General features: G+C 58.2%; 14 protein-coding genes and 3 pseudogenes. 11 read left to right on the forward strand and 6 right to left on the reverse strand.

Going from position 1 to position 24,455, the window contains the following annotated elements; all coding sequences use genetic code 11:
* The first annotated feature begins 55 nt into the window (after positions 1 to 55).
* From EN824_RS18645 to EN824_RS18655, 3 genes are all read left to right on the forward strand, one after another.
* A complete protein-coding gene (locus tag EN824_RS18645) occupies positions 56 to 1,585 on the forward strand; it encodes an MmgE/PrpD family protein (RefSeq protein ID WP_245521000.1) in 1,530 nt (509 codons plus the stop codon).
* 594 nt (positions 1,586 to 2,179) lie between these two features.
* Positions 2,180 to 3,769 (forward strand): ABC transporter substrate-binding protein, encoded by a 1,590-nt coding sequence (locus EN824_RS18650; protein ID WP_095489423.1) that lies wholly within the window; start codon positions 2,180 to 2,182, stop codon positions 3,767 to 3,769.
* Positions 3,770 to 4,380: 611 nt separating this feature from the next.
* Positions 4,381 to 5,964, forward strand: a complete 1,584-nt coding sequence (locus EN824_RS18655; protein WP_128314547.1) for an ABC transporter substrate-binding protein — start codon at positions 4,381 to 4,383, stop codon at positions 5,962 to 5,964.
* A 300-nt stretch (positions 5,965 to 6,264) separates the two neighbouring features.
* On the opposite strand, the pseudogene EN824_RS18660 reads toward EN824_RS18655, so the two are convergent.
* A pseudogene (locus EN824_RS18660) lies at positions 6,265 to 7,206 on the reverse strand (IS3 family transposase); the annotation flags it as partial.
* A gap of 324 nt (positions 7,207 to 7,530) precedes the next feature.
* Here EN824_RS18660 and EN824_RS18665 point away from each other — a divergent pair.
* The 4 genes from EN824_RS18665 (at position 7,531) to EN824_RS18680 (ending at position 13,269) form a co-directional block, all read left to right on the forward strand.
* Positions 7,531 to 8,520 carry an ABC transporter permease gene (locus EN824_RS18665; RefSeq protein ID WP_245501460.1) on the forward strand — a complete coding sequence of 330 codons (990 nt, stop codon included), beginning with the start codon at positions 7,531 to 7,533 and terminating at the stop codon, positions 8,518 to 8,520.
* On the forward strand, positions 8,517 to 9,371 hold the full coding sequence (locus EN824_RS18670; protein WP_128314546.1) for an ABC transporter permease: 855 nt from the start codon (positions 8,517 to 8,519) through the stop codon (positions 9,369 to 9,371). The genes EN824_RS18665 and EN824_RS18670 overlap by 4 nt, the downstream gene beginning before the upstream one ends.
* On the forward strand, positions 9,364 to 11,031 hold the full coding sequence (locus EN824_RS18675; RefSeq protein WP_128314545.1) for an ABC transporter ATP-binding protein: 1,668 nt from the start codon (positions 9,364 to 9,366) through the stop codon (positions 11,029 to 11,031). The genes EN824_RS18670 and EN824_RS18675 overlap by 8 nt, the downstream gene beginning before the upstream one ends.
* 543 nt (positions 11,032 to 11,574) lie before the next feature.
* The gene (locus EN824_RS18680; RefSeq protein WP_189341901.1) at positions 11,575 to 13,269 is read left to right on the forward strand and encodes a CocE/NonD family hydrolase; all 1,695 of its coding nucleotides are present in this window, start codon (positions 11,575 to 11,577) and stop codon (positions 13,267 to 13,269) included.
* 616 nt (positions 13,270 to 13,885) lie between these two features.
* Here EN824_RS18680 and EN824_RS18685 read toward each other — a convergent pair.
* The 3 genes from EN824_RS18685 to EN824_RS18695 all read right to left on the reverse strand — a co-directional run bounded on the left by EN824_RS18685 (position 13,886) and on the right by EN824_RS18695 (position 17,142).
* Entirely contained in the window at positions 13,886 to 14,677 is a 792-nt protein-coding gene (locus tag EN824_RS18685; RefSeq protein WP_128288320.1) for an SDR family oxidoreductase, read from the reverse strand.
* A 99-nt stretch (positions 14,678 to 14,776) separates the two neighbouring features.
* Positions 14,777 to 15,919, reverse strand: a complete 1,143-nt coding sequence (locus EN824_RS18690; RefSeq protein WP_095489429.1) for a M20 family metallopeptidase — start codon at positions 15,917 to 15,919, stop codon at positions 14,777 to 14,779.
* 32 nt (positions 15,920 to 15,951) lie between these two features.
* Positions 15,952 to 17,142: an aminotransferase class V-fold PLP-dependent enzyme gene (locus EN824_RS18695; RefSeq protein ID WP_245501459.1), complete on the reverse strand. Its 1,191-nt coding sequence runs from the start codon at positions 17,140 to 17,142 to the stop codon at positions 15,952 to 15,954.
* Between the two features lie 665 nt (positions 17,143 to 17,807).
* Between EN824_RS18695 and EN824_RS18700 the strand changes: the two genes are divergently transcribed.
* The 4 genes and pseudogenes from EN824_RS18700 to EN824_RS18715 all read left to right on the forward strand — a co-directional run bounded on the left by EN824_RS18700 (position 17,808) and on the right by EN824_RS18715 (position 21,407).
* A complete protein-coding gene (locus EN824_RS18700) occupies positions 17,808 to 18,986 on the forward strand; it encodes a Xaa-Pro peptidase family protein (protein ID WP_095489431.1) in 1,179 nt (392 codons plus the stop codon).
* 322 nt (positions 18,987 to 19,308) lie between these two features.
* Entirely contained in the window at positions 19,309 to 20,622 is a 1,314-nt protein-coding gene (locus EN824_RS18705; protein ID WP_189341900.1) for a serine hydrolase, read from the forward strand.
* Positions 20,623 to 20,779: 157 nt separating this feature from the next.
* A pseudogene (locus EN824_RS36000) lies at positions 20,780 to 20,972 on the forward strand (ABC transporter permease); the annotation flags it as partial.
* A gap of 75 nt (positions 20,973 to 21,047) precedes the next feature.
* On the forward strand, positions 21,048 to 21,407 hold the full coding sequence (locus EN824_RS18715; protein WP_128314541.1) for a hypothetical protein: 360 nt from the start codon (positions 21,048 to 21,050) through the stop codon (positions 21,405 to 21,407).
* A gap of 58 nt (positions 21,408 to 21,465) precedes the next feature.
* Here the strand turns inward: EN824_RS18715 and EN824_RS18720 are convergent.
* Positions 21,466 to 22,850 (reverse strand): annotated as a pseudogene (locus EN824_RS18720) (aminotransferase).
* Between the two features lie 12 nt (positions 22,851 to 22,862).
* On the reverse strand, positions 22,863 to 24,341 hold the full coding sequence (locus tag EN824_RS18725; RefSeq protein ID WP_128314540.1) for an NAD-dependent succinate-semialdehyde dehydrogenase: 1,479 nt from the start codon (positions 24,339 to 24,341) through the stop codon (positions 22,863 to 22,865).
* Between the last annotated feature and the right edge of the window lie 114 nt (positions 24,342 to 24,455).

Here is a 24,455-nt window from a genome sequence, read left to right on the forward strand (position 1 = left end):
GGCGAATACTGCAACGCCCTTGCGCGGGTGCGCCATCTGTTTCTGAGGAAGAGATATGCAGAACAAACTGAGGGTCGCTCAATCAAAGCTGATTGGCAACGCATGCCATGGCAATCTCGACCGGGGGCAGGGCAGTTGTACCTACATGTTTGCCGGTATTCTGTTAATTAGGGCAGGAGTTTTGACGATGGATTTGACGGCGCAACTCATCAGGCACGTTATTGAAACGCACAAAGAGACAATACCTAAGGAGTCGATTGAACGCGCGAAACTTTCCATTCTCGACACGCTTGCCAGCGCGATCGGCGGATCGGATGACCAGATCGCGCACTTCGCTCGTCGGCTGGGCAGCTTGTCCGGCGGCAAGGCAGAATGCACCGTCTGGGTTTCTGGAGAAAAGCTTCCTGCCTGCTTGGCGGTCCTTGTCAACGCCACCACAGCTAGAGCCATCGACTTTGATGATACCTACGAGCTTTGTATCAACGGCTGCCACGCCAGCGCTTACAATGTGCCGCCGGCGCTGGCGCTCGCGGAACGCGATCCTTCGATTACCGGGAGCGAATTGCTCATCGCATTAGCGACGGCTATGGATCTGCACATGCGTCTTGCGCGTAGCGTGACGAGCCATTCTTTGAAAACCGGCCGCGATAATATTGTCGCAGTGTGGGGCACCACCGCGGTTAGCACAAAATTGCTGCGGCTCGATGAAGAGAAAACCCGTAATGCATTCGGCATCGCTTACGCCCACGCCGCCGGGGAAGTACAGATGTATGAGGAAGGCGCGCACACTGTGGCGCTGCAACAAGGATTGCGGGCGCGTTCGGGGGTGGAATCGGCCCTGTCTGCTATGGTGGGTTTCAACGGTCCGCGGGAGCCGTTCTTTGGTAAGTATGGCTTCTACAGAGCCTTCGAACCGAGCTACGACGTCGATTTGCTTATGGAGAAGCTTGGTGAGGATTATGTGAACACTGAGATCAGCTTCAAAGCTTGGCCGGCTTGCAGGGCTATGCATCCCGGGATCGATGGACTGAAGCAATTGCGCGACAAGCACGGCTTCAAGGGGGAGGATATTGTCTCACTTGAGCTCGGGGTGAACCGTCTCGTCGCTGAGAGTTATGTGGTACAGCCGCGCGACCAAAAGTGGAACCCAAAGGACCCGGTCGTCGCGCGCTTCAGCCTGCCTTACGTCATCTCTGTCGCGGCCCAACACGGCAGAGTAGGAATCAACGATTTCCATCCGGAAGCATTTGAGGATCCGGCTGTGCGCCGCATCATGGCTGTCACGAAGATTGAAGTTGATCCAGAGATCGATCGTACTCACGGTCTGCATCAAAATTCGCCGACAGCAGTTACTGTGAAGCTAAGGGGCGGCGCAGAACATTTCATTCGGATTGACAAGCCATTCGGCCATCCGGACAATCCGGCTTCGCTCGCCGATGGCATGCGTAAACTCAAAGCTTGCGCCGAAACGTCCATGTTGCCGTTCTCCGATACACAGCTCGAGTCGATTGGGGAATTCGTCGAGGACCTTGATAGGCGGCCCACGTTGGCACCGCTATTCGAGCTGCTTGTTGGCGGTAAGTAGTCACGAACGTGCGAAATCAATGCTGGATCTCGGCCGCACTGGCTGCGCGCTTGCGATGTTGCTCGCAGACGAAGCCAAGCGCAACCGTTCGCGGCCTCAGCACGGCGTGGTCTTCGCTGGAAAAGCATATCGTATTCAGAAAGCCGCTTAACCGAAGGTCGATCGGACGGACTTGAAGGTGCTGAAGACATTCAACTCGACGTATACGGGGCGACGGTTGCGTGTTTGAAGCCGGCCCCGCAGTCGTCTGCTACTCAAGACGTCCACCACGAAATTCATGCATCCAAGGCGACGGCTCAAGGAGTGAGCCCGTCGGCCGGCCTGGAAGGCGGCTTTACGCTTTTCCTGGTTGCCCGATCACGTCGGCTCACGTCGAATGTCCGGCGCTTACGGTTGTGATAACTCCGCTCAATTCCCCGTGTTTCAGACCGGTCATCTGGGCGATCGTGCGCGAATGACGCCTTAAACGCCGATTTCCTGCGGCGTTAGAAGGACAGTTCGTTCAATGCGGCACATTGGTGCTGGTACTGTACTCAAAATAGAGGCCGCATTGTCCGGCCCCAAGGGAACATGTCTGAAATGAGGAGCATCCAAATGTCGCAGGAACTTGACTATCTTAGCCTCCGCGTCGCTGCGGGCGGGCTGAGCCGGCGTGAATTTCTCGGCCGTGCGACGGCGCTCGGCGTGAGCGCCGCCTTCGCCAACTCGCTTCTTGCCGGCGGCGCGAAGGCGCAGGTGCCGCAAAGGGGCGGCATTCTGAAAGCCGGCCTCCAGGGCGGTGCGGCGACCGACAGCCTCGACCCAGGGGCCTTCTCAGCCTCGGTCGCGATTGCCTTCAGCAAATGTTGGGGCGAGTTGCTGATGGAACTGACCCCCGACGGTGGCGTCGAAAGCCGTCTCGCCGAGGAAGTCGGTTCGTCCAAGGACGCCAGGACCTGGACGATGAAGATCCGCAAGGGTGTCGAGTTCCACAACGGCAAGACCGTTACAGCGCAAGATGTGGTGGCGACACTTGAGCGTCACTCCGACGCGAAATCAAAATCCGGCGCGCTGGGCTTGCTAGGGACCATCGACACGATTAAGGCGAATGGCGACGAGGTCGTGGTGACGCTGAAGGGCGGCAATGCTGATTTCCCTTATATGATGACCGATTATCATCTCGTCATTCAGCCAAACGGGGGCAAGGACGATCCGGCCGCCGGCATCGGCGCCGGCCCCTACAAGGTCACGGTCAACGAGCCCGGCGTACGGCACGGGGGCGAAAGATTCAAGAACTACTGGCAGGGCGACAAGCGCGGCCATGCCGATCAGATCGAGATAACCGTCATCAACGACGCCACGGCGCGCATTTCGGCCTTGCGAAGCAACCAGGTCCACATGATCGACCGCGTAGAGCCGAAGGTCGTCGACCTGGTCAAACGTATCCCCGGCGTGACCGTCCAGAACGTTTCGGGGCGCGGCTACTATTGCTTTAACATGTTCTGCGACACGCCTCCCTTCGACAACAACGATCTCAGGATGGCGCTCAAGCTCGCCATGGACCGCGAGCAGATGCTCGACAAGATCCTGCGCGGCTACGGCTCGGTGGGTAACGACTTCCCAATCAACGAAGCCTACCCGCTATTTTCCGACGATATTGAGCAGCGGGCCTTCGATCCGGACAAAGCCAAGTTCCACTATCAGAAGTCGGGCCACAGCGGGCCAATCCTGCTCAGGACCTCCGATGTTGCCTTCCCCGGCGCCGTCGACGCCGCCCAGCTCTACCAGCAGAGCTGCACCAAAGCCGGCATCACTATCGAGGTCAAGCGCGAGCCGAGCGATGGCTACTGGTCCGAGGTCTGGTTAAAGCAGCCGTTCGCGACTTCCTTTTGGACCGGTCGCGCGACGCAGGACCAGGCTTACTCGGTCGCCTATCTGTCGACGGCGGCGTGGAATGACACGCGCTTCGCTAACGAGAAGTTCGACAAGCTTCTCATCGAGGCGCGCGCCGAACTCGACCAGGACAAGCGCAAGAACCTCTATCGCGAGATGGCCATCATCGTTCGCGACGAGGGCGGCGTGATCGCACCGTTCTTCAACCAGTTCATCGATGCGACAGGGCCGGGCGTGAAGGGATTCGTGAAGCATCCTGCGCGGGATTTTAGCAACGCCTCCGCATTGGCGGAATGCTGGCTCGAAGCCTGAACGGCGTGACTTACGGCCTGATGCCGGTTGCCCAGCGCCACGCGCTGGGCAACGGCATCAGGATTTCGACATTAGGAGCACATGAAACGTGTCGACGCTCTCCTCGACGCTGGCCGCGTCGGCTTCATGGGTCTTGATTGAGGACGTGGGCCTCATCCTGTAGCCACGGACGGCCTAGATCCGCATGAGCTCAGCAGTCCGCGCTTAAACCGACCGGGTCACTGCGCCGCGCTGTGGCGCGGCTCAAGTGGCCGGCACCTCGACGCGCGAAGCCGCGTTTCCTAAGAGTCCGGCGGGGTTGGCTGCCACACCTTCAACGCGCGCGCTGCGGAGGCACAGGACCGCACGCCCGCCATTCGAATGTGACCGAGAAGCGCGGGCGGGTCATCTAGGTAGGGTCATGATCACGTCGTGCCCTGCTGAACACTCCCCCTTCGAGCGGCAAGGTCATGTGACGGATCCTGCGCGATTGGGGGCCAAAACGCCGATTTTGTGCTCGGACAGACGAGCGATACATGCAAAGCGACACATTGATGCTGGTACCAATGGTACTCTAAATAGTGGCCGCGTCGTCCGGCCCTAAGGGAACGATATTACCGAGGAGCATCCAAATGTCGCAGGAACTCGATTATCTCAGCCTCCGCGTCGCTGCGGGCCGGCTGAGCCGGCGTGAATTTCTTGGCCGCGCAACGGCGCTCGGCGTCTCGGCGACGTTTGCGAATTCGCTCCTTACTAGCGCTGCGCGAGCGGAGGGGCCCGTACGCGGCGGTATCCTTAAGGGCGGCCTTTCTGGAGGTAGCGCGACCGATAGTCTCGATCCGGCGACGTTCTCGACTTTGTCATCGATTTTCGGCGCCTGCTGGGGCGAGTATCTCGTTGCGATGGTGCCAGACGGCGGACTGGAGAACCGCATAGCTGAAAGCGTTGAGGCCAGCAAGGACGCCAAAACCTGGACGATGAAGATCCGCAAGGGGCTCGAGTTCCACAACGGCAAGGCCGTGACAGCGAAGGATGTGGCGGCGACTCTCGAGCGTCACTCTGACCCGAAGTCGAAGTCCGGCGCGCTCGGCGTGCTGAAGAGCATCGACACCATCAACGCGAATGGTGACGAAGTAGTCGTAACGTTGAAGGATGCCAATGCTGACTTCCCTTACCTTATGACCGACTATCACCTCATTATTCAGCCGAATGGGGGGAAGGACAATCCAGCCGAAGGCATCAGCGCTGGGCCGTACAAGGCGAGCGTCAACGAGCCCGGCGTTCGGTACGGCGGCGAGCGTTTCGCCAATTTCTGGCAGCCAGATAAGATGGGTTTTGCCGACCAGGTTGAGCTCCTCGCCATCAATGACGCGACGGCTCGTATCTCCGCGCTGCAGGCCGGCCAGGTGCATATAATCGACAAGGTCGAGCCCAAGGTCATCGATCTAATCAAGCGGGCGCCCAACTTGATAGTGGAGGCCGTCTCGGGTCCCGGCTACTATTGCTTCAACATGTTCTGCGACACCGCGCCCTTCGACAACAACGATCTGAGAATGGCATTAAAGCTTGCAATCGACCGTCAGGAGATGCTCGATAAAATCCTGCGCGGCTACGGCACGCTCGGCAATGACTTCCCGGTCAACAACGCATACAGCCTGTTTCCCGAAGACATCCCCCAGCGCGAATTCGATACCGACCAAGCCAAGCATTATTACAAAAAATCTGGTCACAACGGCCCAATCCTCCTTCGGGTCGCCAACGCCGGCTTCCCTGGAGCGGTCGATGCTGCACAACTCTACCAGCAGAGCTGTGCCAAAGCCGGCATCGCCCTTGAGATCCAGCGCGTGCCAGACGACGGCTTCTGGTCGGAGGTCTGGAACAAACAACCCTTCTGCAATACTTACTGGTCAGGCCGAGCGACGCAGGACCAGATGTACTCGACCACGTATCTGTCAACGGCCGAATGGAACGACACCCACTTCTCTAACGAGAAGTTCGACAAGCTTCTCATCGAAGCGCGCGCTGAACTCGATCAGGATAAGCGGAAGAACCTCTATCGCGAGATAGCCATCATTGTTCGCGATGAGGGAGGCGTGATCGTGCCAATGTTCAACCAGGCCGTCGACGCTATTTCCGACAAGGTTGGCGGCTATGTCGCTTGGCACGACGCTCTGATGAACAGCTTGGCTTTTACCAAATGCTGGCTAAAGGCCTAGTTCGTCGGCGTCGTTAACCTTCAGCTCGGACGCTATCCGGCAACTCTCTCATCGGCTAGGCATAGTTCGCATGATCCGAACAGGGACAGCTCATAAGATCTTGTTGGTGACGCGATGTAGGTGACCCCCCTCGCCGAGCTGCTTGTTGGGGATAAGCGCGCCAATTACCCTCACGTTCGAGGGCCGCTATTCCCATCCCGCGATGCCCCGCCGCAAGGCAGGTAGCGTGCTCAATATCGGCATTACAGTGGCAAAGCGGTTGCCGCGGAGTGGCCTGCTGCCGGTTTTTCGGACACGAGGTTAAGCTAGCATAGCTTGTTCCTCGAACTCGACGGGGCTCAGGTAGCCTAGCATCGAGTGCCTTCGCCGAGGGTTATAGAAGCGCTCGATGTAATCGAACACATCCGCCCTGGCGTCATCCCTCATCCTGTAGACCTTGCGGGCTGTCCGCTCGGTCTTGAGCGACGAGAAGAAGCTCTCCATCGCAGCGTTGTTCCAGACGTTGCCCGACCGGCTCATTGAACAGGTGATGCCGTGGTCGGCCATCAGTCGCTGGAACTGCTCGCTCGTATATTGCGATCCTTGGTCGGAGTGGTGCAGCAGGCTGTCCGGCTTGCCTCTCCTCCAGATCGCCATGATGAGAGCGTCGGTGACGAGCTGCGCCGTCATCTCGGCCTTCATCGCCCAGCCGACGACACGCCTGGAGAACAGATCAACGACGGCGGCAACGTAGAGCCATCCTTCGGCGGTCCAGATGTAGGTGAAGTCCGCAATCCACTTCTGGTTCGGGGCCGATGCCTCGAAGGCGCGGTCGAGTAGGTTCTCCGACACCGCCGCTCGCTCTCCGGTGTCCTTCGGCAGTCCGCGGCGCCGAGGCCGGACCCGCAGCCCGTTCTCCCGCATCAGCCGTTCGATGCGATGCAGTCCGCAGGAAAGCCCCTCTGCCAGAACGTCGTGCCAGACCCGACGCGCGCCGTAAGTGCGGTCGCTGCTCTTGAAGCTTCGGCCGATCCTGGAAACGAGGATCTCATCATGCCGGGAGCGAACGCTGGGGCTGCGGTTGAGCCAGGCATGGAAGCCCGAGCGGGACACATCCAGCGCACTGCACGCCATGCCACGGCCAGATGCCCCGGTGCCTCGCGATGAAAGCGAACCTCATGTCACTTCCCTCGCGAAGTAGGCTGCGGCCTTTTTTAGGATGTCGCGCTCCGCCTTCAGCTTCGCGACTTCCTTGCGCAGCCTGGCGCCCTGAGACTCGATGGCCCTCGTTATAGGGTGCCTGCAGCCACTGCTGTTGATGGCCATAAGGCGAGGATTTGTCACCCCCCATTAGTCGTCGCCTTTTGGTCGTGGGCAGCGAGTAAACGGCGGTTTCCTGCGTCGGTAAAGGCAAATTAGCGCGTTTCGCGCTCATTTAGGTTGATACGTTCACCATACGCGGCCGCCTTGTCGGCCTTAGGGGAACAGTAGTGAGGAACGTCTCATGTCACTTAAACTCGACTATCTCAACCACCGTGGCCATGGCGGCGAGCACACCAATCCCATGAATGACTCCGCGCTATCCAAATGCTGGCTGACGGCGTAATGCGGTTGTCGGCGATGTCCCCCATTGTAAGACTGATCACCCAGCGCATCACGCTTGGAATCCTGCTCCTTTTCCTTGTCTCGATTCTAATCTTTGCCGGCACGCAGATCCTGCCAGGCGACGTCTCGCAAGCCATTCTCGGCCAGTCTGCGACCCCGGAAGCGCTCGCCAACCTGCGGGCCGAGCTGGGCCTTAACGATCCAGCGTACATCCGCTATTTCCGCTGGTTGGGCGGTGTGCTGACTGGCGATCTCGGCACCGCGCTCACTTCGCGACAGGAGATTACCGCGACGTTGCTGCCCCGGCTGTGGAATACACTCTTTCTGGCCTTCTGCGCGGCGACTGTGGCTGTCCCGCTCGCTATCATCCTCGGGCTGCTGGCGGTGCGCTATCGCAACGGCGTAATTGACAAGCTGATCTCCGGCTTCGCGCTTACCTCAACCTCGCTTCCCGAATTCTTCATCGGCTACCTCCTGGTTTATTTCTTCGCCGTGAAGCTGCAGTGGCTTCCGGGTATCTCCACTGTCTACGTTGGCATGCCGTTCCTGGAGCGCATGGAGGCCATCGCCCTCCCTGCGACGGTGCTCACGCTCGTCGTGCTCGCCCACATGATGCGTATGACGCGCGCCGCGATCCTGAACGTCATGCAGTCGGCCTATATAGAGACGGCCGAGCTCAAGGGGCTGCGGCAGATCGAGATTATCCGTCGCCATGCATTCCCGAACGCCATCGCGCCGGTGATCAATGTGGTAATGCTCAACCTAGCCTTCCTGATCGTCGGCGTCGTCGTCGTCGAGGTGATCTTCGTTTACCCCGGCATGGGGCAGTATCTTGTTGACCATGTCTCGAAGCGCGACGTGCCGGTCGTGCAGGCCGTCGGCCTGATCTTCGCGGCCGTTTATATTGGCCTGAACATCATCGCTGACGTCGCCGCAATCATCGCCAACCCGCGGCTGAGGCATCCCAAATGAGCGTCTCGTCAGCCCCACACGCCAAAGGCCGGCGTCGCATACCCATCGGTGCCGCGATCGGCCTGTTCTTCATCGGATTGTTCCTCTTCGCGGCGACTTTCGCGCCGCTGATCTCACCGCATCCACTGGGCGAGATCGTCGGGGACGTTTGGATGCCCATGTCCGGCGAGCACTGGTTCGGCACTGACAATCTCGGAAGGGATCTGCTCTCGCGCATGATTTATGGCGCCCGCACTACGATCTTGATAGCGGCCGCCGCTACCGCGCTTTCCTTTACGCTAGGGTCGATACTCGGCTTCACCGCAGCCGTCGTCGGTGGCTGGTTCGACATGACGATGTCGCGGTTCGTGGATCTGTTGATGTCGATCCCGACGCTGATCTTCGGTCTTGTCGTGCTGTCGGTGCTCCCATCCAACGTGGTGACACTGATATTAGTCATGGGTACATTGGACTCTACCCGCGTTTACCGGCTGTCACGCGCGGTCGCCGCCGACATCAACGCAATGGACTTCGTCGAGGCGGCCAAATTGCGGGGCGAAGACCGCGCCTGGATCATTTTCCGCGAGATTTTGCCCAATGCGCTGTCGCCGCTAGTCTCCGAACTCGGCCTGCGCTTCATCTTCGCCGTGCTCTTCCTGTCTGCCCTGTCCTTCCTTGGGCTTGGTGTGCAGCCGCCACAAGCCGACTGGGGCGGAATGGTGAAAGAGAACAAAGATGGCATTGTTTTCGGTATTTCCGCTGCCCTTATCCCAGCCGGGGCCATCGCAGCACTCGCCATCTCAGTCAATCTCGTCGCGGATTGGATCCTTAACCGGACCACCTCTCTCAGGGGAGGGCGCGGCAATGCCTAAGGCGGCAATGAAACGACCTCATGACGAAAGCTGCTCCTTGCTCGAAATCAGGAAACTGCGGATCGAAGCAACCTCCTACTCGCCGGGGGGCGATCCGCAGAATACCGTCATTGTGGACGACGTTTCGCTAAAGCTGGAGAAAGGCCGCGTCTTGGGCCTGATCGGCGAGTCCGGCGCCGGCAAATCGACTATTGGTTTGGCCTCGATGGGATATGGGCGAGGCGGCGTGCGCATCACCGGGGGCGAAGTCCTCCTCAACGGGCGCAACATTCTAGCACGGGGCGTCCAGGGATTGCGCAAAGTGCGCGGCAACAAGGTCTGTTATGTCGCGCAGTCGGCTGCCGCAGCGTTCAACCCGGCACTTCGTTTGATGGAGCAAGTCATAGAGTCCGCGTTGCTGCACCGTATCGCGACCCGAGCCGATGCGGAGAGGCGCGCCATAGCACTGTTCAAAAACCTCGGCCTACCCAACCCGGAAACCATCGGCCGTCGTTACCCGCACCAGGTTTCGGGCGGTCAATTGCAGCGCGTCATGACAGCCATGGCGCTATGCTCCGAGCCCGACCTTATCGTCTTTGACGAGCCCACCACGGCGCTCGACGTGACGACACAGATCGATGTGCTCGCTGCAATAAAGGATGCGATCCGTGATACTGGCGTCGCGGCCCTTTATATTACGCATGACCTTTCGGTCGTTGCCCAAGTCTCGGACGAGATCATGGTGCTTCGCCACGGCAAAATGGTCGAGCATGGCGAGACGCGGCAGATCATCGAGGCACCGCGGACGGAGTACACCAAGGCGCTGGTGTCGGTACGTTCGATCGAGCATCAGGAAAAGAGGCCGGCAGCCTGTCCGGTGCTCGAGGTGAGGAATATCACCGCGGCTTACGGCGGTCATGTAAAGGTGCTGCAGGAAGTTTCAATCGAGGTCCATCCCGGTCAGACGCTGGCCGTGGTGGGCGAGTCCGGCTCGGGTAAGTCCACGCTTGCGCGCGCCATCACCGGTCTGCTGCCGCCCACATCCGGCATGATCACCTTTGCCGGCCGCACGCTCACGCCGAGGCTTGCGGAGCGCTCGACGGACGATCTGCGCGAACTGCAACTGATTTACCAAATGGCTGACGTGGCGATGAATCCGCGCCAGACAGTTGGCACCATTATCGGCCGTCCGCTCGAATTCTATTTCGGGATGCGCGGTCGTGAGCGCGATCATCGCGTGGCGGAACTGCTCGACGAGATCGAGATGGGCAAGGGTTTCGTCGATCGCTATCCTGCCGAACTCTCGGGCGGCCAGAAACAGCGCGTCTGTATCGCTCGCGCGCTCGCCGCCAGGCCGAAACTTATCATCTGCGACGAGGTGACCAGCGCTCTCGACCCGCTCGTGGCTGATGGCATCCTCAAGCTGCTGCTGCGTCTGCAGAAGATCGAGGACGTAGCGTATCTGTTCATAACCCACGATCTCGCGACGGTGAAGGCGATCGCCGATTCCATCGCAGTGATGTATCAAGGAAGGGTCGTGCGCTATGGCTCCAAGACCGAAGTGCTCACCCCGCCCTTCGACGCATATACTGACCTTCTGCTCTCTTCAGTTCCCGAGATGGAGCTTGGCTGGTTGGAAAGCGCCATAAAGGGGCGCCGCATGGCAAGCGGGGGGAACTGATCTCTGGCCGCACCATATTGGCGTTGAACGCACTCCGGCGTGTTGAGGAGAGGCCAGGTAGGCGGCGGGAATTCTCGACTTGGCAGCGAATTCCAGGCAGGTCACCCGACTGGGGCAGGCAAGAGCGCCTGCCGGCGCACGCTGATCGGGGTGAATCCCCAGCTCGCTACCCAAGCTCCCAAATCGACCAAAGACGTAACGCGACGCTTTTTTCCTCTCTGGCTTTCCCAAATGCAGCCGACTGAGATGGACGATTTAACTTCCGAACGATGGTGAAGCCCGAATGCGAGAACGTCGTCCCGTGTGTCCGTGGCGGAGACGCGCCCGGCCGTAGGAAAACACCGATCTACTGCATCAATAACGTATGGTCGAAGTACGAACGCACGGTAGCAGCAGTCGAAGCGGTCACTCCGCTGCGTAAATGCCAGCTGACGCGAGCAGCTTCTTGTGGAGAGCCAAATAATGACTTGTTGCGAGCACCATATGTCGAAACCTTTAGAACCCCGTTATGAAGTGGTTCTACAAACTGGGTTGCGAGTTCCTATGCGCGACGGCGTGGAACTTGCGACGGATGTCTACCGCCCTCTCGGGTACACGGGCAAACTCGCTTCGATTTTGATCCGAACGAAGTACGGCAAGGCCGCATATCGTATGCCCGAACCCACACGCCCTGTAGCCATGATGTTCGCGGCTCAGGGTTACGCCGTGATTGTGCAGGAACTTCGTGGGCTCTTTGATTCTGGCGGTCATTTCGCGCTCCTCGAGCATGACGCGAAGGACGGCTACGATACTCTCTCCTGGATCGCCTCCCAGCCATGGTCGACGGGGCGGGTCGGCACGTACGGATGCTCCGCGCTCGGAATCACCCAGGTGCTTACCGCTCAGCTATGCCATCCCGCTCATCGCTGTGCGATCATAGAGGGGGCGGGCGGCACGCTATCTGGCGATCGACAGCGACTGGGGGATTTGCGCCTTTGCGGGTCGCGTCTTGGCGGCGCGCTAGTGTTGAGCATGTGGGTACCCCACTTCCATCAGAGCCATGGCAAGGATCGTTCCCGGCCGCAAGCGAAAGCCGACGAAGAGTACCAGCGCGCATTCGCAACGCTGCCGATCATCGACATCCTCAAGATCATCGGGTCACCGCCCACGGATTGGGAGGACTGGGTTTCACGGGACCCTGGGGATCCCTGGTTCGACAGGTTTGGTTTCCTTCGCGAGGACTCGGCAATTGACCTCCCAGCCCTATTTGTGAACTCGTGGTATGACGTCGGTGCCGCCGACGCCCTCTACACGCGGCGCCTCTTCAGCGCTCGGGGGACGAGCGCTGCGGCTCGTGATCACCAGCACATCATTCTCTCGCCAGCCACCCACTGCAAGACCGCGACACTTGAGGCCCCGACAGTCATCGGTGAGCGTGAGTTGGGCGATGCACGCTTAGATTGCTGGCAAATCTACCTGGACTGGTTCGACGGTTGGCTGAAGGAAATGCCCGACCGCATCGAGGCGATGCCCCGCGTCCGATACTATGTCATGGGTCGCAACGAGTGGCGTGCGGCTTCAGAATGGCCACCTGCCGGTGTGGAACTACAGCGTTGGTTCTTGCGAAGCGGTGGAAATTCCAACACTCGCCTCGGCGATGGCGCACTTGAACTCAACCCACCTGCCGAGGACGAGCCAGCCGATAGTTTTGTCTATGACTCTGGCAATCCGGTGCCGTTTTTGGGGGTTCATGGCGGAAACTCAAGGGGGACGACGATGGGCCCTCGTGACTATCAGGAAGTAGAACTCCGCCAGGACGTTCTGTGTTTTACGTCTGACCTCCTTGAAGAGGGAGTTGAAGTCAGCGGTTTCGTCAAAGCCGTCCTTTTCGTCTCATCTTCCGCCCGGGATACAGACTTTGTGGCCAGACTACTTGACGTGCATCCGGACGGGCGTGCCGTTGACGTCGTCGACGGGATACTGCGCGTTCGGTTTCGCGAAGGCTTCGACCGGTCAGTTCTGATGGAGCCGGGCAACGTCTACCAAGTACAGGTTGACCTGGATGCCACGAGCAACTGGTTCCCGCCCGGTCATCGAATTCGGCTCGAGATATCCAGCTCCTCGTTTCCTCGCTTCGATCGAAATCTGAATACGGGCGGCAACAATTGGGACGAAACGAAGTGGGAAGTCGCCCACAACAGCGTGCATCACTGCGAAGAGTTCCCCTCGTATGTTCTGCTGCCTATCGCGGCCGCCTGACCCTCGCGCTGTAGGGAATCGAACTCCGCTGAGAGTCTTCTAAGATGAGCGGTCGGACTGGCACTCACGCAACGGCGATTCGAAAGCCGTGCTCCTGGAACGAGGGTCGGTTGCAGTGGTGAACTGACATTCTGCTTTGCTCGCGCCGGGTAGCTGGGACGCGCCGCTCGGCGGCGTGATGGTGCAATGTGAGCCGGCGCAATCAACAGCAGCAGTCTATTCGGCCGAAGCGCATTCGCCGGGAAATCATTGCTTCACGTTAATCAAGCCATGTAGGGCAGATCAGGCGCATAGCTCAGGATCATTGGCGTTGCTTGCGTCCTGCTCCCTACTAGCGAGCCTTCGGCTCGTCAAGGTCAGACATGTGGCCAGCCTTGACCCTTCCGTTTACCGTAGAGTGAGTGTCTCCGAGTCTGACGTGCGGCTGGAAGCTCGCCGCTGTAAGTCCATCTTTGCGGTGCCATTCAAATCCAAGCTCTCAAGCAGCCAGCCATAATCGGCTGCATAGCTCATTAGGGGCATTGGGGCAGAAAAAAATTCGCCCTCTTTCGGCTGGCCTGTGCGCTGAGGTCGGATGCGGCGAGGGATGCACGGATGCACCAACATCCACCTACAGCTACATCACAAGGCGACTGCCCCCGCCATCAATCACTATTGTCGTGCCATTCAGGTATCTTGCTCGGTCACCGACGATGAATCCAACTAGCTCCGCGAGTTCGTCGGCAGTTCCGATACGCCCCAAGGGATTGGTATTGGCCACACGTTTGATAGCGGCATCTCGATTGAGACCTTCGTCGACCATCAACGCCTCAATTCTCTTGTGAACTCTGCCTGTGTCAAAATAACCAGGCGCGACAACGTTCACGCGAACGCCACTTCCCGCAAGTGTATCTGCGAGGTGCTTAGCTAATACTGCTATGCCGGCACGCATGACGTTCGACAGCAGTAGGTGACCTGTCGCCTCGTGCACGCCTCCCGAGGTAACATAGACGATATCGCCCCCACGACCAGACGCTTTCATCGCAGCGGCTGCCGCTCGCGACACCCTTACTGCACTCATGAGAAGCGTCTCGTAGGAATGATCCCAATCATCGTCGCTTAGGTCTTCGATAGTTCCGTGCGGCATATGACCGGAATTTACGACGAGGCAATCAATGCTCCCGAGGAGCTCCAAAGTGCGTTGCAACAACATGTCGACATCTGATCGCCGGGATAAATCTGCAATTATGCCATGAGCGCCAGCGCATCCCTCAATTTTCTGTAGATCACCTACGGCTTGGTCTAATGCAGCCTTGTTACGACCACAGATAACGACTTCCGAGCGATTTTTAGCTAATCGTTTTGCGATGGCCAAGCCAAGACCCTTGCTACTGGCCATCACCAGAACTTTTCGACAATGATCATTCATAGCGATGATCCCTTCCCGATTGAGAGTGGTCGAGCCGGACCACGGCTCTCTCTCACGACGTGCCGCGTAAGCATCCGTGCTATCTCTGCAGTTTCGAATCTAATAACTGAGCATTATTTGTCTATATATCTGAACGCACATTTCAAGCTGATCCAATTCAATGAACTCATTGTTTGTGTGAGCGCGATCAATGCTTCCTGGTCCTAGCACAATGCAGGGAATGCCGGCCAAAGATAGCTGACTAGCATCCGTGCCGTACGGCACTCCAATGTACGTGCCCGTGCCGGCAATATCGGCACACGCCTGCGCTGCCACAGAAGCTATCTTGCTTGACTCGGCACTGTCCGGAGCAGGATCTTCAAGCGCGGGCAGTAATGATCGGACCTTGATGTCTTCGCGATCCCGCAAACCTTGCAGTATGTTCTCCACTTCTGCCAATGCCTGCTCTGGTCGCTCCCCTGGAACGAGGCGCCGATCCACCCAGATGCGGCACGATGGAGGAACCGTCGTCAATTCCAAGCCACCCTCAATCAGACTTATCGTCAAAGTGGGAGGGCTGACCAAAGGTTGGGTGCGCGAAGCGAGATTCTCGCCGTGTTCGTTGAGCGCCAATATCACCTTTGCCATGCCTGAGATTGCATTGACTCCTAGGTGCGGCTTCGAAGTGTGAGCAGGGACACCCTGAACCTCGATTTGCCAGCGGACTGACCCTTTGTGGGCGACTACAAGCTCGAGCTCGGTTGGTTCGCCAACAACGGCGGCATCATACGACTTGCCGGAGAGAGCGATGGCGCGAGCGCCGATCTTGCGGTACTCTTCATCAATGCTAGCGGCAACGACAATTGTGGCATTCGGCTGACGGTCACCTAGGGTACTCAGGGCGATCATCATTGCAGAGAGGGAACCTTTTGTGTCGCAACTCCCCCTGCCGTAGAGTCGATTGTCCTTCAATTCGGGAGAAAATGGATCGGAAGCCCAATTATCAGTGGGCACCGTGTCCATATGGGCCACGAAAAGAAGGCGCCGACCAGGGTCTTTGCCTGAGATCCAGGTCAAGAAGTTCGAGCGCCCGTCGACAACGTGCTGGAGTTCATAAGGCAGGTTTCGGTCCCGGCAAAACCCTTCAAGATATTCGGCGACCCGCTGTTCTCCGCTGCCCCTGGGTGAAAGCGAAGGGTTGACGCTTTCAATTTTGACAAGGTCTTGAAGAAGTGCCACCGTATCCGCGCTTTGCGATGACATAAATTCTCCTATCCGGTTGTAATCTGGCGCAGCTAATTCGACCATTTCTTGACTATATCGATAACTTGGCCGACTTCTTCTTCGCTGTTGTAAAGATGAAGCGAGAACCGAAGGAGCCCTCGTCGCGTTGATGCAACGACCTTGTTTTCCGCAAGATAGCTGTGCAGCGACGGTATGTAGGCGGCGACTTCTTGCGTTCCGCCGAGTGCAGCCATGTCGCCAATCGCCACAATACTCCCAGTGTGGTCGCCAGGAGGCCCGCCACAGACAGGCAGTCCGGCTTCTAGCAGCCCTGAAGCCAGTCGAGTTGCCAAAGATGTCACGTGCTTGTCGATTGCTTCTGTTCCGATCTCCAGCAGTTGCCCCAAGGATGCGTGCGCGGCAATCATGCCTGGGAAATTGTAATGCCCGATATCAAAACGAGGCGCTCCAGCCCGCAGCCTGGCGGCGTTGAGAATGGGAGCCGACTCTGGTGCGTTCCCGAGATCGACGCTAAAGCGAGCGAGGTAAGCTGGCTTTAGCTGATCTGCCCACTCCCGGCGGCAGTAGAGAAACCCCGATCCGTAGAGGCCCATCAATCCCTTCACAGTCGAGACGGCCAAACCATCTACTCCCAACCGGTTGACATCAGTATGGAGAATTCCGACCGACTGAGTCCCGTCCGCCAAAAGGAAGGCGCCATGACGCCTGCACGCCTCCGCGACGGGTTGCGTGACTGTCCGAAAACCAGGAACCATTGTTGCGGTCGAAAGCGCCACAACGCGAGTCCTGGAATTAAGGGCATTGACAATCGCATCTACGGGAATGGCACCATTATCCGGCTCCACCAATTTCAGATCAACATCATGTAGAGCTTTCACCTGGAGCCATGGCAGGATGTTGTTAGCATGCTCAAGTTGAGGGCATAAGACAACGCTGTCGCCGGCTCGCCAGTCAATCGCGTTGGCGATTATGTTGATACTCTCTGACGCGTTCTTTGTGATGGCAATTTCATCTTTATCCGCACCAACAAATCTAGCAAATCTGGCGCGTGTCTTCTCGATGGCCGCCAATTGGCTAAGCTCATCGTTTATCCCGTGCAATCTGTTATTCAGATGATCCTCGAACGACATTCTTGTGGTACGAGATATCAATCCTTGGTTGGCAACATCCATGTAAATAAAGTCTTGCGTCGCTGGGAAATCGTCCCTGATGCTGTCTAATGGAAGGGGACTGCCGTTCATAATCATGGAGCTCGTCAATTGCGGTTTACCTTGGTCCAAACGCCGCGGACAGACTCCAGGCGCGAACGCGGCTGGCGGCAGCGGGGAACTAGCTTCGTCTGTGCAGGATTGATCATATCCGTCAGACCATGGGAAATTCCCCCTATTTCTCACCCATGTTGAGGATTTTCTGCATAGATGCGAATTGCGTGCAGACTTTCGAGCCGGGAGGGGGCAGCCAATCGTGCGCGCAGGCACTTTGCATCGGGAGGCCCGCGACGTCAGCGCCTCGGACAGGGGACCCGACGTCAGCGGTGACGGCAGCCGCATTCTTACCCGATCACAAGCCTGCCATCTCAACTGGCAGAACACTCCGACGGCCCGCACGCGCGCCGAGGCTGCCGAAAGTGAAGTGATCTAAGTCGGCGAAGTCCAGGCTCCTGACGCGGGCACAACCTTCGCGCAGATTTCGCCCGACCCGCCGCCATTTTCCAGAGGTTTGGATTGTTGGGATGGCTGTCGATGGAACAGCAATGTCGACGAGGACGGAGGCTTTTGAGCAATCAAGGCCAGATCAACGCAGGTTTCCTGCGCGAACTTGGAAACGACGGCAACGTTATGCGCAGGTCAGGTGCTACGATACACCGTCCAGCGCGTGGCGCGCCTCTTTGTTTCGAAGGGCTCCTATGAAAGTTTCCGGCATAGACACCATAAAGGTAGAAAAAGACTTGGCTTTTACTATCCAGGAGTATCAAAGAAGGCTCAAGGCGGTACGCGAAAGCATTGCAGCCCGGGATCTGGACATCCTCGTGGTGACCATCCCCGAGAACATGCTTTACTTAAGCGGTTACAACACGCTCGGTTATGCCTCCGCCCAGTATCTGCTTATCCCGCTGCAAGGGGAGCCCCTCCATATCACCCGTGGCATTGAAGAGGTGAATGTCCGGGCCTATTCGTGGATAGATAACAGTACCAGCTACATGGACCACGAGGCCCCGCTCGAGCTGCTCGCGGAAACGCTGCGTAACCTGGGTTTTGCCAAGGCGAAGGTAGGGTTCGAGAAAAAGTCTTGGTTCTTCTCGATCGCCGATTACGAAGCGCTCAAGACCCTTCTCCCTGACGTCCGTTTCGAAGATGGCTCGATGATTGTCGAGGCGGTCCGCGTCGTCAAATCCGATGCCGAAATAGACTATATCCGGCAGGCAGCGCGGATTGCCGAGGCCGGCATCGAAGCGGGCATCAACCAGATAAGGGCCGGCGTGAACGAGAATGAAATCGCCGCCGAAATCCAGCGCGTAGTCACGCTCAAGGGAAGTGAATACCCCGGCTACCCGCCGTTTGTGACTTCGGGCGTGCGCACGAGCTATGCGCATGGCACGTGGTCGGGCCGGCAGATTCAGCCGGGTGATCCTGTCTTCCTCGAACTGTCCGGCACCGTTCGACGCTATAGCGCCGCGATTATGCGGGCTTCCGTGGTCAGTCCATCCAACCGTGAACTCGAGAAAATGGAGGACGTGTCACGAAGGGCGCTGGAAAACATGCTCGACGGCATACGTCCTGATCGCCCCCTCGGTGAGGTGTGGAGTATCTGGTCGCAGACTGTCAACGATGGAGGCTATGAAGGCCGCTTCAAGCGTACGGGGTATTCCATCGGCATCAGCTACCCGCCGGATTGGGGCGAAGGGCACATCCTGTCGTTTAAGCGAGGGGAAACGCGGATCCTCAAGCCCAATATGGTCTTCCATATCCCCTCGATGGTCAAGGCTTTCGGCTTTGCGGACGTCGGCACCAGCGAGACTGTTCGCGTGACCGAAACTGGCTGCGAGATTTTGACGAACTACAAACGTCAGCTTTACGTCCGCTAAAACAGACGCAGGCTTCTGATGATACCGGGCTGGGCCAATCGAGAACAACTTGGGGGTGTTCCGATCGCGGCCCGGTTCGCTGCCAGGCCAGTAGACGCGCAATGTTAACGCACCTGCAAACGCTGCTTCGTCCAACACAGCAGCAGCTGGCGAACATGCGCGTGATCCCGATAAGTGCTTGTAGGTCCGTTCCCAAGTGAAACCTTCTTCACGGGCGGTGTCGCCTTGATCAAGTATAGGCCTGATGAGGGCTGAAATTCAGAGAGTTAGCGATCTGCCGCCAGGTCGTGATGGCATTGGCCGAAGTCAAAGGAGCATTCCGGTGTCTCAGGAATTCGAAGATATCAACCGCCGCGTTGCCGGAACCTCACAGACCAATCCCGAGTTATGGCGGCCCGATGCGACGCTGGGTGCGCCTATGATCCCACCCGACGAGTGGTCTTTTTGGCCTTATAGCAAATGGACATACTCGCACGTAAGCGAATCTACGCGAACCGCCCGGGTTTGGCGCGGGCCAGGACCGGTCCTGCCGCTTCCAAGCCGGATCAGGGGGGATATCGGTGATATCGAAGTTGAGTCCAGCGACGGCCAACGCGCCACGATCCGCGAATACCTCGAGAGGGACTATACTGACGGGTTTCTGGTTTTGCACCAGGGCGAGATCGTGTTCGAAACATACATGAATGGCATGGAACCGCATTCTCAACACATCGCTAGATCGGGTTCCAAGTCCATCACCGGGACGGTGTTCGGGATTCTAGTGCACCGTGGGCTTATTGATCCTGAAAGTCTGGTAACACGGTATCTGCCGGAACTGCAGGCGACCGCCTATCGCGGGGCCACGGTGCAGCACTTGCTGGACATGACTGCGGGCGCCACTCTCAAGGGTTTGTGGTACGTGCCAAACAACGATTACTTTAATTACGTTGTAGCAACAGGATACTTCGGCCCCCCGGAGGGACATCCTGACGCACCCGCCGACATATGGCAGGCCATTCTGCGGATAACCGAGCAGGAGGCGCCGCACGGCGCGCGGTTCAAGTACTTTGACCCCAACATCGACGTGCTAGGGCTAATCATGCAGCGCGTATCAGGCAAGTTTCTCCCGGAACTGTACAGCAGCGAATTGTGGAGTCCGATGGGGGCGGAGGAAGACGCCTGCCAAATCGTAGACAAGTCTCGTTTTTCAATGTCGTCCGGTGGATTTCAAGCCACACTCCGTGATTTCGCGCGCTTCGCGCTGCTGCATCTTCGCGGCGGCAGGCTCAACGGCAGGCAGATCGTTCCATCTGAATGGATCGAGGCGATAAGACGCCCTAAGCCTCTTCTGTTCGACTTGTTCGCGCCGAACGGTTCTTATGCCGATGCCAGTTCAGACCTGCCCAATGGCGCTTATCACAATACTTTCTGGATTGAAGACCAAGAGAGAGGCGCCTACATCGCGTGGGGGTATGGTGGCCAGGTGATCTATATTGATCCTCAAGCAGACTTCGCGGCGGTGAAGCTCTCACACCAGCCTGGCCAATCACCGGTGAAGCGGGCACAGTGGCCTGACCAAGTTTACCAGGCCCCCAAAGCCCTTCCCTTTGATGCGTTCGGGGCGATTCGCGCCATCCGAGATGCGCTGGAAAGTTAAGAAACCGGTGCGAGATCGAGCGGTTCGGCGATGCAAGACCGCCGGAGGGGCAGGGTCGGGTTACGCACGAAGGTAAGCTGATTTTTGCGATCGAGATCGAGCGCGGCCTGGATTGGTTGTGATAGCCGATGTTGCTGCCGAACTCCAGACCGGCGCAGTCAACCGGCTGTCACGCGCCGCCCCGCCGACATCAATACGATCGACTTTGTCGAGGCGGCCACAATGCGGGGCGAAGGCCGCGGCTGGATCATCTTCTGCGAGGTTCAGCGGAATGTCTCTCGCCGCTACTCTCGGAACTCGGCCTTCGCTTCATCTTCGCCGTGCTCTTCCTTCTGACCCGTCCTTTCGTGTCCTCACGGTGAGGTACAGTGACGGCTGGCTTGCTGAGTTGGCTGAAGGCAGTGCAAAGCACTCGGAGTAGCCCTGTGACGAAGCATCAGGTTGAGCGGCTGGTCGCGGCGACTTTCGAGGGCTGGGGCCAGTGTTTCGGCGATCGCGCGATCGGGCGAGCCTCCAGTGCCAGCTTTTCCGGTCGCAAGGAGCTCTGCCAGATCTCCGTGCCGTCCGTGCCGCAGCTTGTTACCGTGGAGGTCGTTTTGGCGAAGCCAGCGCATATGTTCCGTCCGGGCGATGAAGAGCAGCATGGAAAAATGGAGCCTGGCGGCATCCGTCGGCTGTGGATCGAGAGTATCGACACCTACGCGCTCGGCCGGTTCCTTGATGTGCTGGAGCGGTCTATCCAGTCTCGAACGGCGTGGAGGTGTGGGTGGCCACTGGTTATATAGACATGTGCAAGGCTTCTCCGGCCTCGCATTGATACTGCAGGAGACCTCGAAGCGTGTTTCAGAGGATGTGGCCATCCCGGACGAGTTCGTCCATCACCGAGCGCACTGCGCTTTCGGCGATTGCAGCGATCTCTTCGACTTCTGCCTTGGTTGCTATCAACGGCGGAGCAATGCCCAAAATGTCCCCGAGCGGCATGGCACGAGCGATAAGACCACGGTCACGGGCAGCCTTCGAAATTCTGGCACCAACCTTGAGCGTCGGATCAAAACCTTTGCGTTTGTGCCGATCGGCGACAAATTCGATTGCGCCCATAAGACCGACGCCGCGCACTTCGCCGACGATCGGCAACTGCGCGAATCTTTCCTTCAATTGCGCCTGGAAGAATGCGCCAACGTTGCGAGCATTGCCGGGTAGGTCTTCCTTCTCGACAATGTCGAGAACCGCGTTCGCCGCCGCCGCTCCGATCGGATGACCTGAGTAGGTATAGCCGTGGGAGAATGCACCGACTCTGTCGGCTCCATCTTCCAGAACCTTGTAGACCTTTTCACCGACGATTGCCGCGGAGAGCGGGAAGTAGGCCGACGTCAAACCTTTCGCGATCGTGATCAGATCTGGCTCGATGCCATAGTGCTGGGAGCCGAACATTTAGCCGATCCGGCCGAAACCGGTGATGACTTCATCAGCAATGAGCAGCACATCATGCTTTTTGAGGACCGTCTGTATCGCTTCCCAGTAACCTTCCGGCGGAGGCGTGATGCCGCCCTGCCGAGCACCGGCTCGCCGATGAAGGCGCCAACATTGTCCGGGTCCAGGCGTTCGATCAGCTGATCCAGCTCGGCGGCGCGGCGAACGGAGAATTCGCGCTCGGTCTCGCCCGGGTGTGGAACACCGGTGTGAACAATCTGCGGGAGCGGCAGATCCATGTGGTCGTGGTAAAAGCTCATGCCGGTCATGGACCCCGACACGACGCTGCAGCCGTGATAACCGCGCTCGCGCGAGATGATCTTTTTCTTGTTCGGCTTGCCCCGAAGATTGTTGTAGTACCAGACCAGTTTGGCCTGCGTCTCGTTGGCGTCCGAGCCGGACATGCCATAAAAAATCTTGCTCATCTTACCTGGCCCCATTTTCACGAGACGGTCAGACAGGATAGCAAGTTCGTCGGTCGTGTGCGCGGCGTAGGAATGGTAATAGGCGAGACGGTGAGCTTGGCGGGAGACCGCCTCTGCGACTTCGGTGCGGCCGTAGCCGACGTTAACGCAGTATAGGCCAGCGAAGCCGTCGATAAACTGGTTTCCATGCGCATCCTGGATGCGGATGCCTTTGCCCGTTTCGATGATCGTTGGATCACCAAGCTTGCCGCTAGCGAAATCCCTGAGCTGCGTGAAAGGATGCAGGACAGAGTTCCTGTCCTTCTCGCTTACTTCTTTAATGTTGATAGCCATCAACGCATCCTCTTATGCTGCAAGGTTTCCGAAGCAGGTGTATTTGGGTTCCAGATATTCGGTAATGCCATGTTTTGAGCCTTCCCGGCCGAGTCCGGATTGTTTCCATCCGCCGAAGGGGATGGCCGCTCCCGTAAATTTTGGGGTGTTGACCGCCACCATGCCGTATTCGAGCCGGTCGGTAAGCCGCATCGCGCGGTTAAGATCTCGGGTGTAAACATACGCCGCAAGACCCATCTCAGAGTTGTTCGCGCGCGCGAGCACCTCCGCTTCGTTGTCGAAGGGCAGAATTGCAGCCACTGGCCCGAACGTTTCTTCTTTTGCAACCCGCATGTCGTCGGTCACATCGGCGAGCACTGTCGGCATCACGAAGTTCCCATCAAGAGCGGTATCCTGTGCGCCGACTATCATTCGAGCCCCTGCTGAAAGGGCCTCGGAGATCTGCCGCCTGCATTTTTCGGCACCAGATGCCTTGGTCATTGGACCGATGTCGACGTCGAGCTCCAATCCGTGTCCGACTTTCAGTTTGCTGGTGGCCTTGCCGAATTCTTCTACGAATCGGTCGTAGACTCCCTGCTGAACGTAAATCCTGTTTGCTGCCAAACAGTCCTGGCCGGATGTAGCGAACTTTGCTGCCATGCAGCCTGCGACCGCAGCTTCCATCGGCACGTCGTCGAAAAGAATGAACGGAGCATTGCCGCCCAGCTCGAGCGAAGCTTTCTTTATAGTCCTTGCGGATTGCTCAAGCAGGATTCGGCCGACCTCGGTCGAGCCCGTAAAGGAGAACGCGCGCACATCGGTATGTTCCAACAGCCGCTTGGCAATTGGGGGAGCTTCGCCGGTTATCACCTGAAACACGCCGGCGGGGATTCCTGCGTCTTCGGCAAGACGGGCAAGCGCGAGAGCTGACAAGGGGGTTTCTGGAGCGGGCTTTACAATCATGGTGCAGCCAGCGGCCAATGCCGCTCCAGCTTTTCTAGTGATCATTGCCGATGGAAAGTTCCATGGTGTGATAGCAACGGTCACTCCGATGGGCTGCATCTGCACGGCGAGCCGGCTTCCAACTATATGGCTGGGGATGGTTTCGCCGTACGCTCGCTCGCCCTCCGCTGCAAACCAGTCCAGAAAGCCCGCAGCGTATGAGATTTCGCCGCGAGCCTCCGTGACGGGTTTGCCCTGCTCGGCGGTCATGATGACGGCCAGATCTTCCGCGTTTTCGCGCAATCCTGTCGCCCACTTCCGGAGGTATGCGCCCCGTTCTGAAGGAAGCAAGTCGCGCCACCGCAGGAATGCGCTTCGCGCGAAATGCACCGCGTTATCTACATCAGACATTTCGCAGGCTGCCACCTGAGCCAATTCTTCGCTAGTAGCGGGATCCACCACCGGGAGGGTTTCCGGCTTCCAGAGCCAAGCGCCATTCACATACGCGCCTCGTTGCAGCAGGTTCGGGCGTTTGAGGCCCTCCAATGCAGCGGTTGCAGAACCTTTCATCTAAAACTCCGGATCGGGCGTTCAATCTTATCAAAATTAGCCCTGTAAAATCGTCGATTGGCAGCGCAGTTACAGCCTACCAAGCCGTTCTCCTGCGAACACTGACATGCAGAC

The sequence above is a fragment of the Mesorhizobium sp. M8A.F.Ca.ET.181.01.1.1 genome (genome assembly GCF_004792025.1).
Taxonomy (GTDB): Bacteria; Pseudomonadota; Alphaproteobacteria; order Rhizobiales; family Rhizobiaceae; genus Mesorhizobium.

Excerpts from the sequence above, each read along its gene's own strand:
- EN824_RS18725 (WP_128314540.1), bottom strand. The coding sequence starts at position 24,341 with ATGAAAGGTTCTGCAACCGCTGCATTGGAGGGCCTCAAACGCCCGAAC.
- EN824_RS18690 (WP_095489429.1), bottom strand. The coding sequence starts at position 15,919 with ATGTCATCGCAAAGCGCGGATACGGTGGCACTTCTTCAAGACCTTGTC.
- EN824_RS18665 (WP_245501460.1), top strand. The coding sequence starts at position 7,531 with ATGCTGGCTGACGGCGTAATGCGGTTGTCGGCGATGTCCCCCATTGTA.
- EN824_RS18680 (WP_189341901.1), top strand. The coding sequence starts at position 11,575 with ATGCGCGACGGCGTGGAACTTGCGACGGATGTCTACCGCCCTCTCGGG.
- EN824_RS18650 (WP_095489423.1), top strand. The coding sequence starts at position 2,180 with ATGTCGCAGGAACTTGACTATCTTAGCCTCCGCGTCGCTGCGGGCGGG.
- EN824_RS18645 (WP_245521000.1), top strand. The coding sequence starts at position 56 with ATGCAGAACAAACTGAGGGTCGCTCAATCAAAGCTGATTGGCAACGCA.
- EN824_RS18685 (WP_128288320.1), bottom strand. The coding sequence starts at position 14,677 with ATGAATGATCATTGTCGAAAAGTTCTGGTGATGGCCAGTAGCAAGGGT.
- EN824_RS18670 (WP_128314546.1), top strand. The coding sequence starts at position 8,517 with ATGAGCGTCTCGTCAGCCCCACACGCCAAAGGCCGGCGTCGCATACCC.
- EN824_RS18700 (WP_095489431.1), top strand. The coding sequence starts at position 17,808 with ATGAAAGTTTCCGGCATAGACACCATAAAGGTAGAAAAAGACTTGGCT.
- EN824_RS18675 (WP_128314545.1), top strand. The coding sequence starts at position 9,364 with ATGCCTAAGGCGGCAATGAAACGACCTCATGACGAAAGCTGCTCCTTG.
- EN824_RS18695 (WP_245501459.1), bottom strand. The coding sequence starts at position 17,142 with ATGAACGGCAGTCCCCTTCCATTAGACAGCATCAGGGACGATTTCCCA.
- EN824_RS18655 (WP_128314547.1), top strand. The coding sequence starts at position 4,381 with ATGTCGCAGGAACTCGATTATCTCAGCCTCCGCGTCGCTGCGGGCCGG.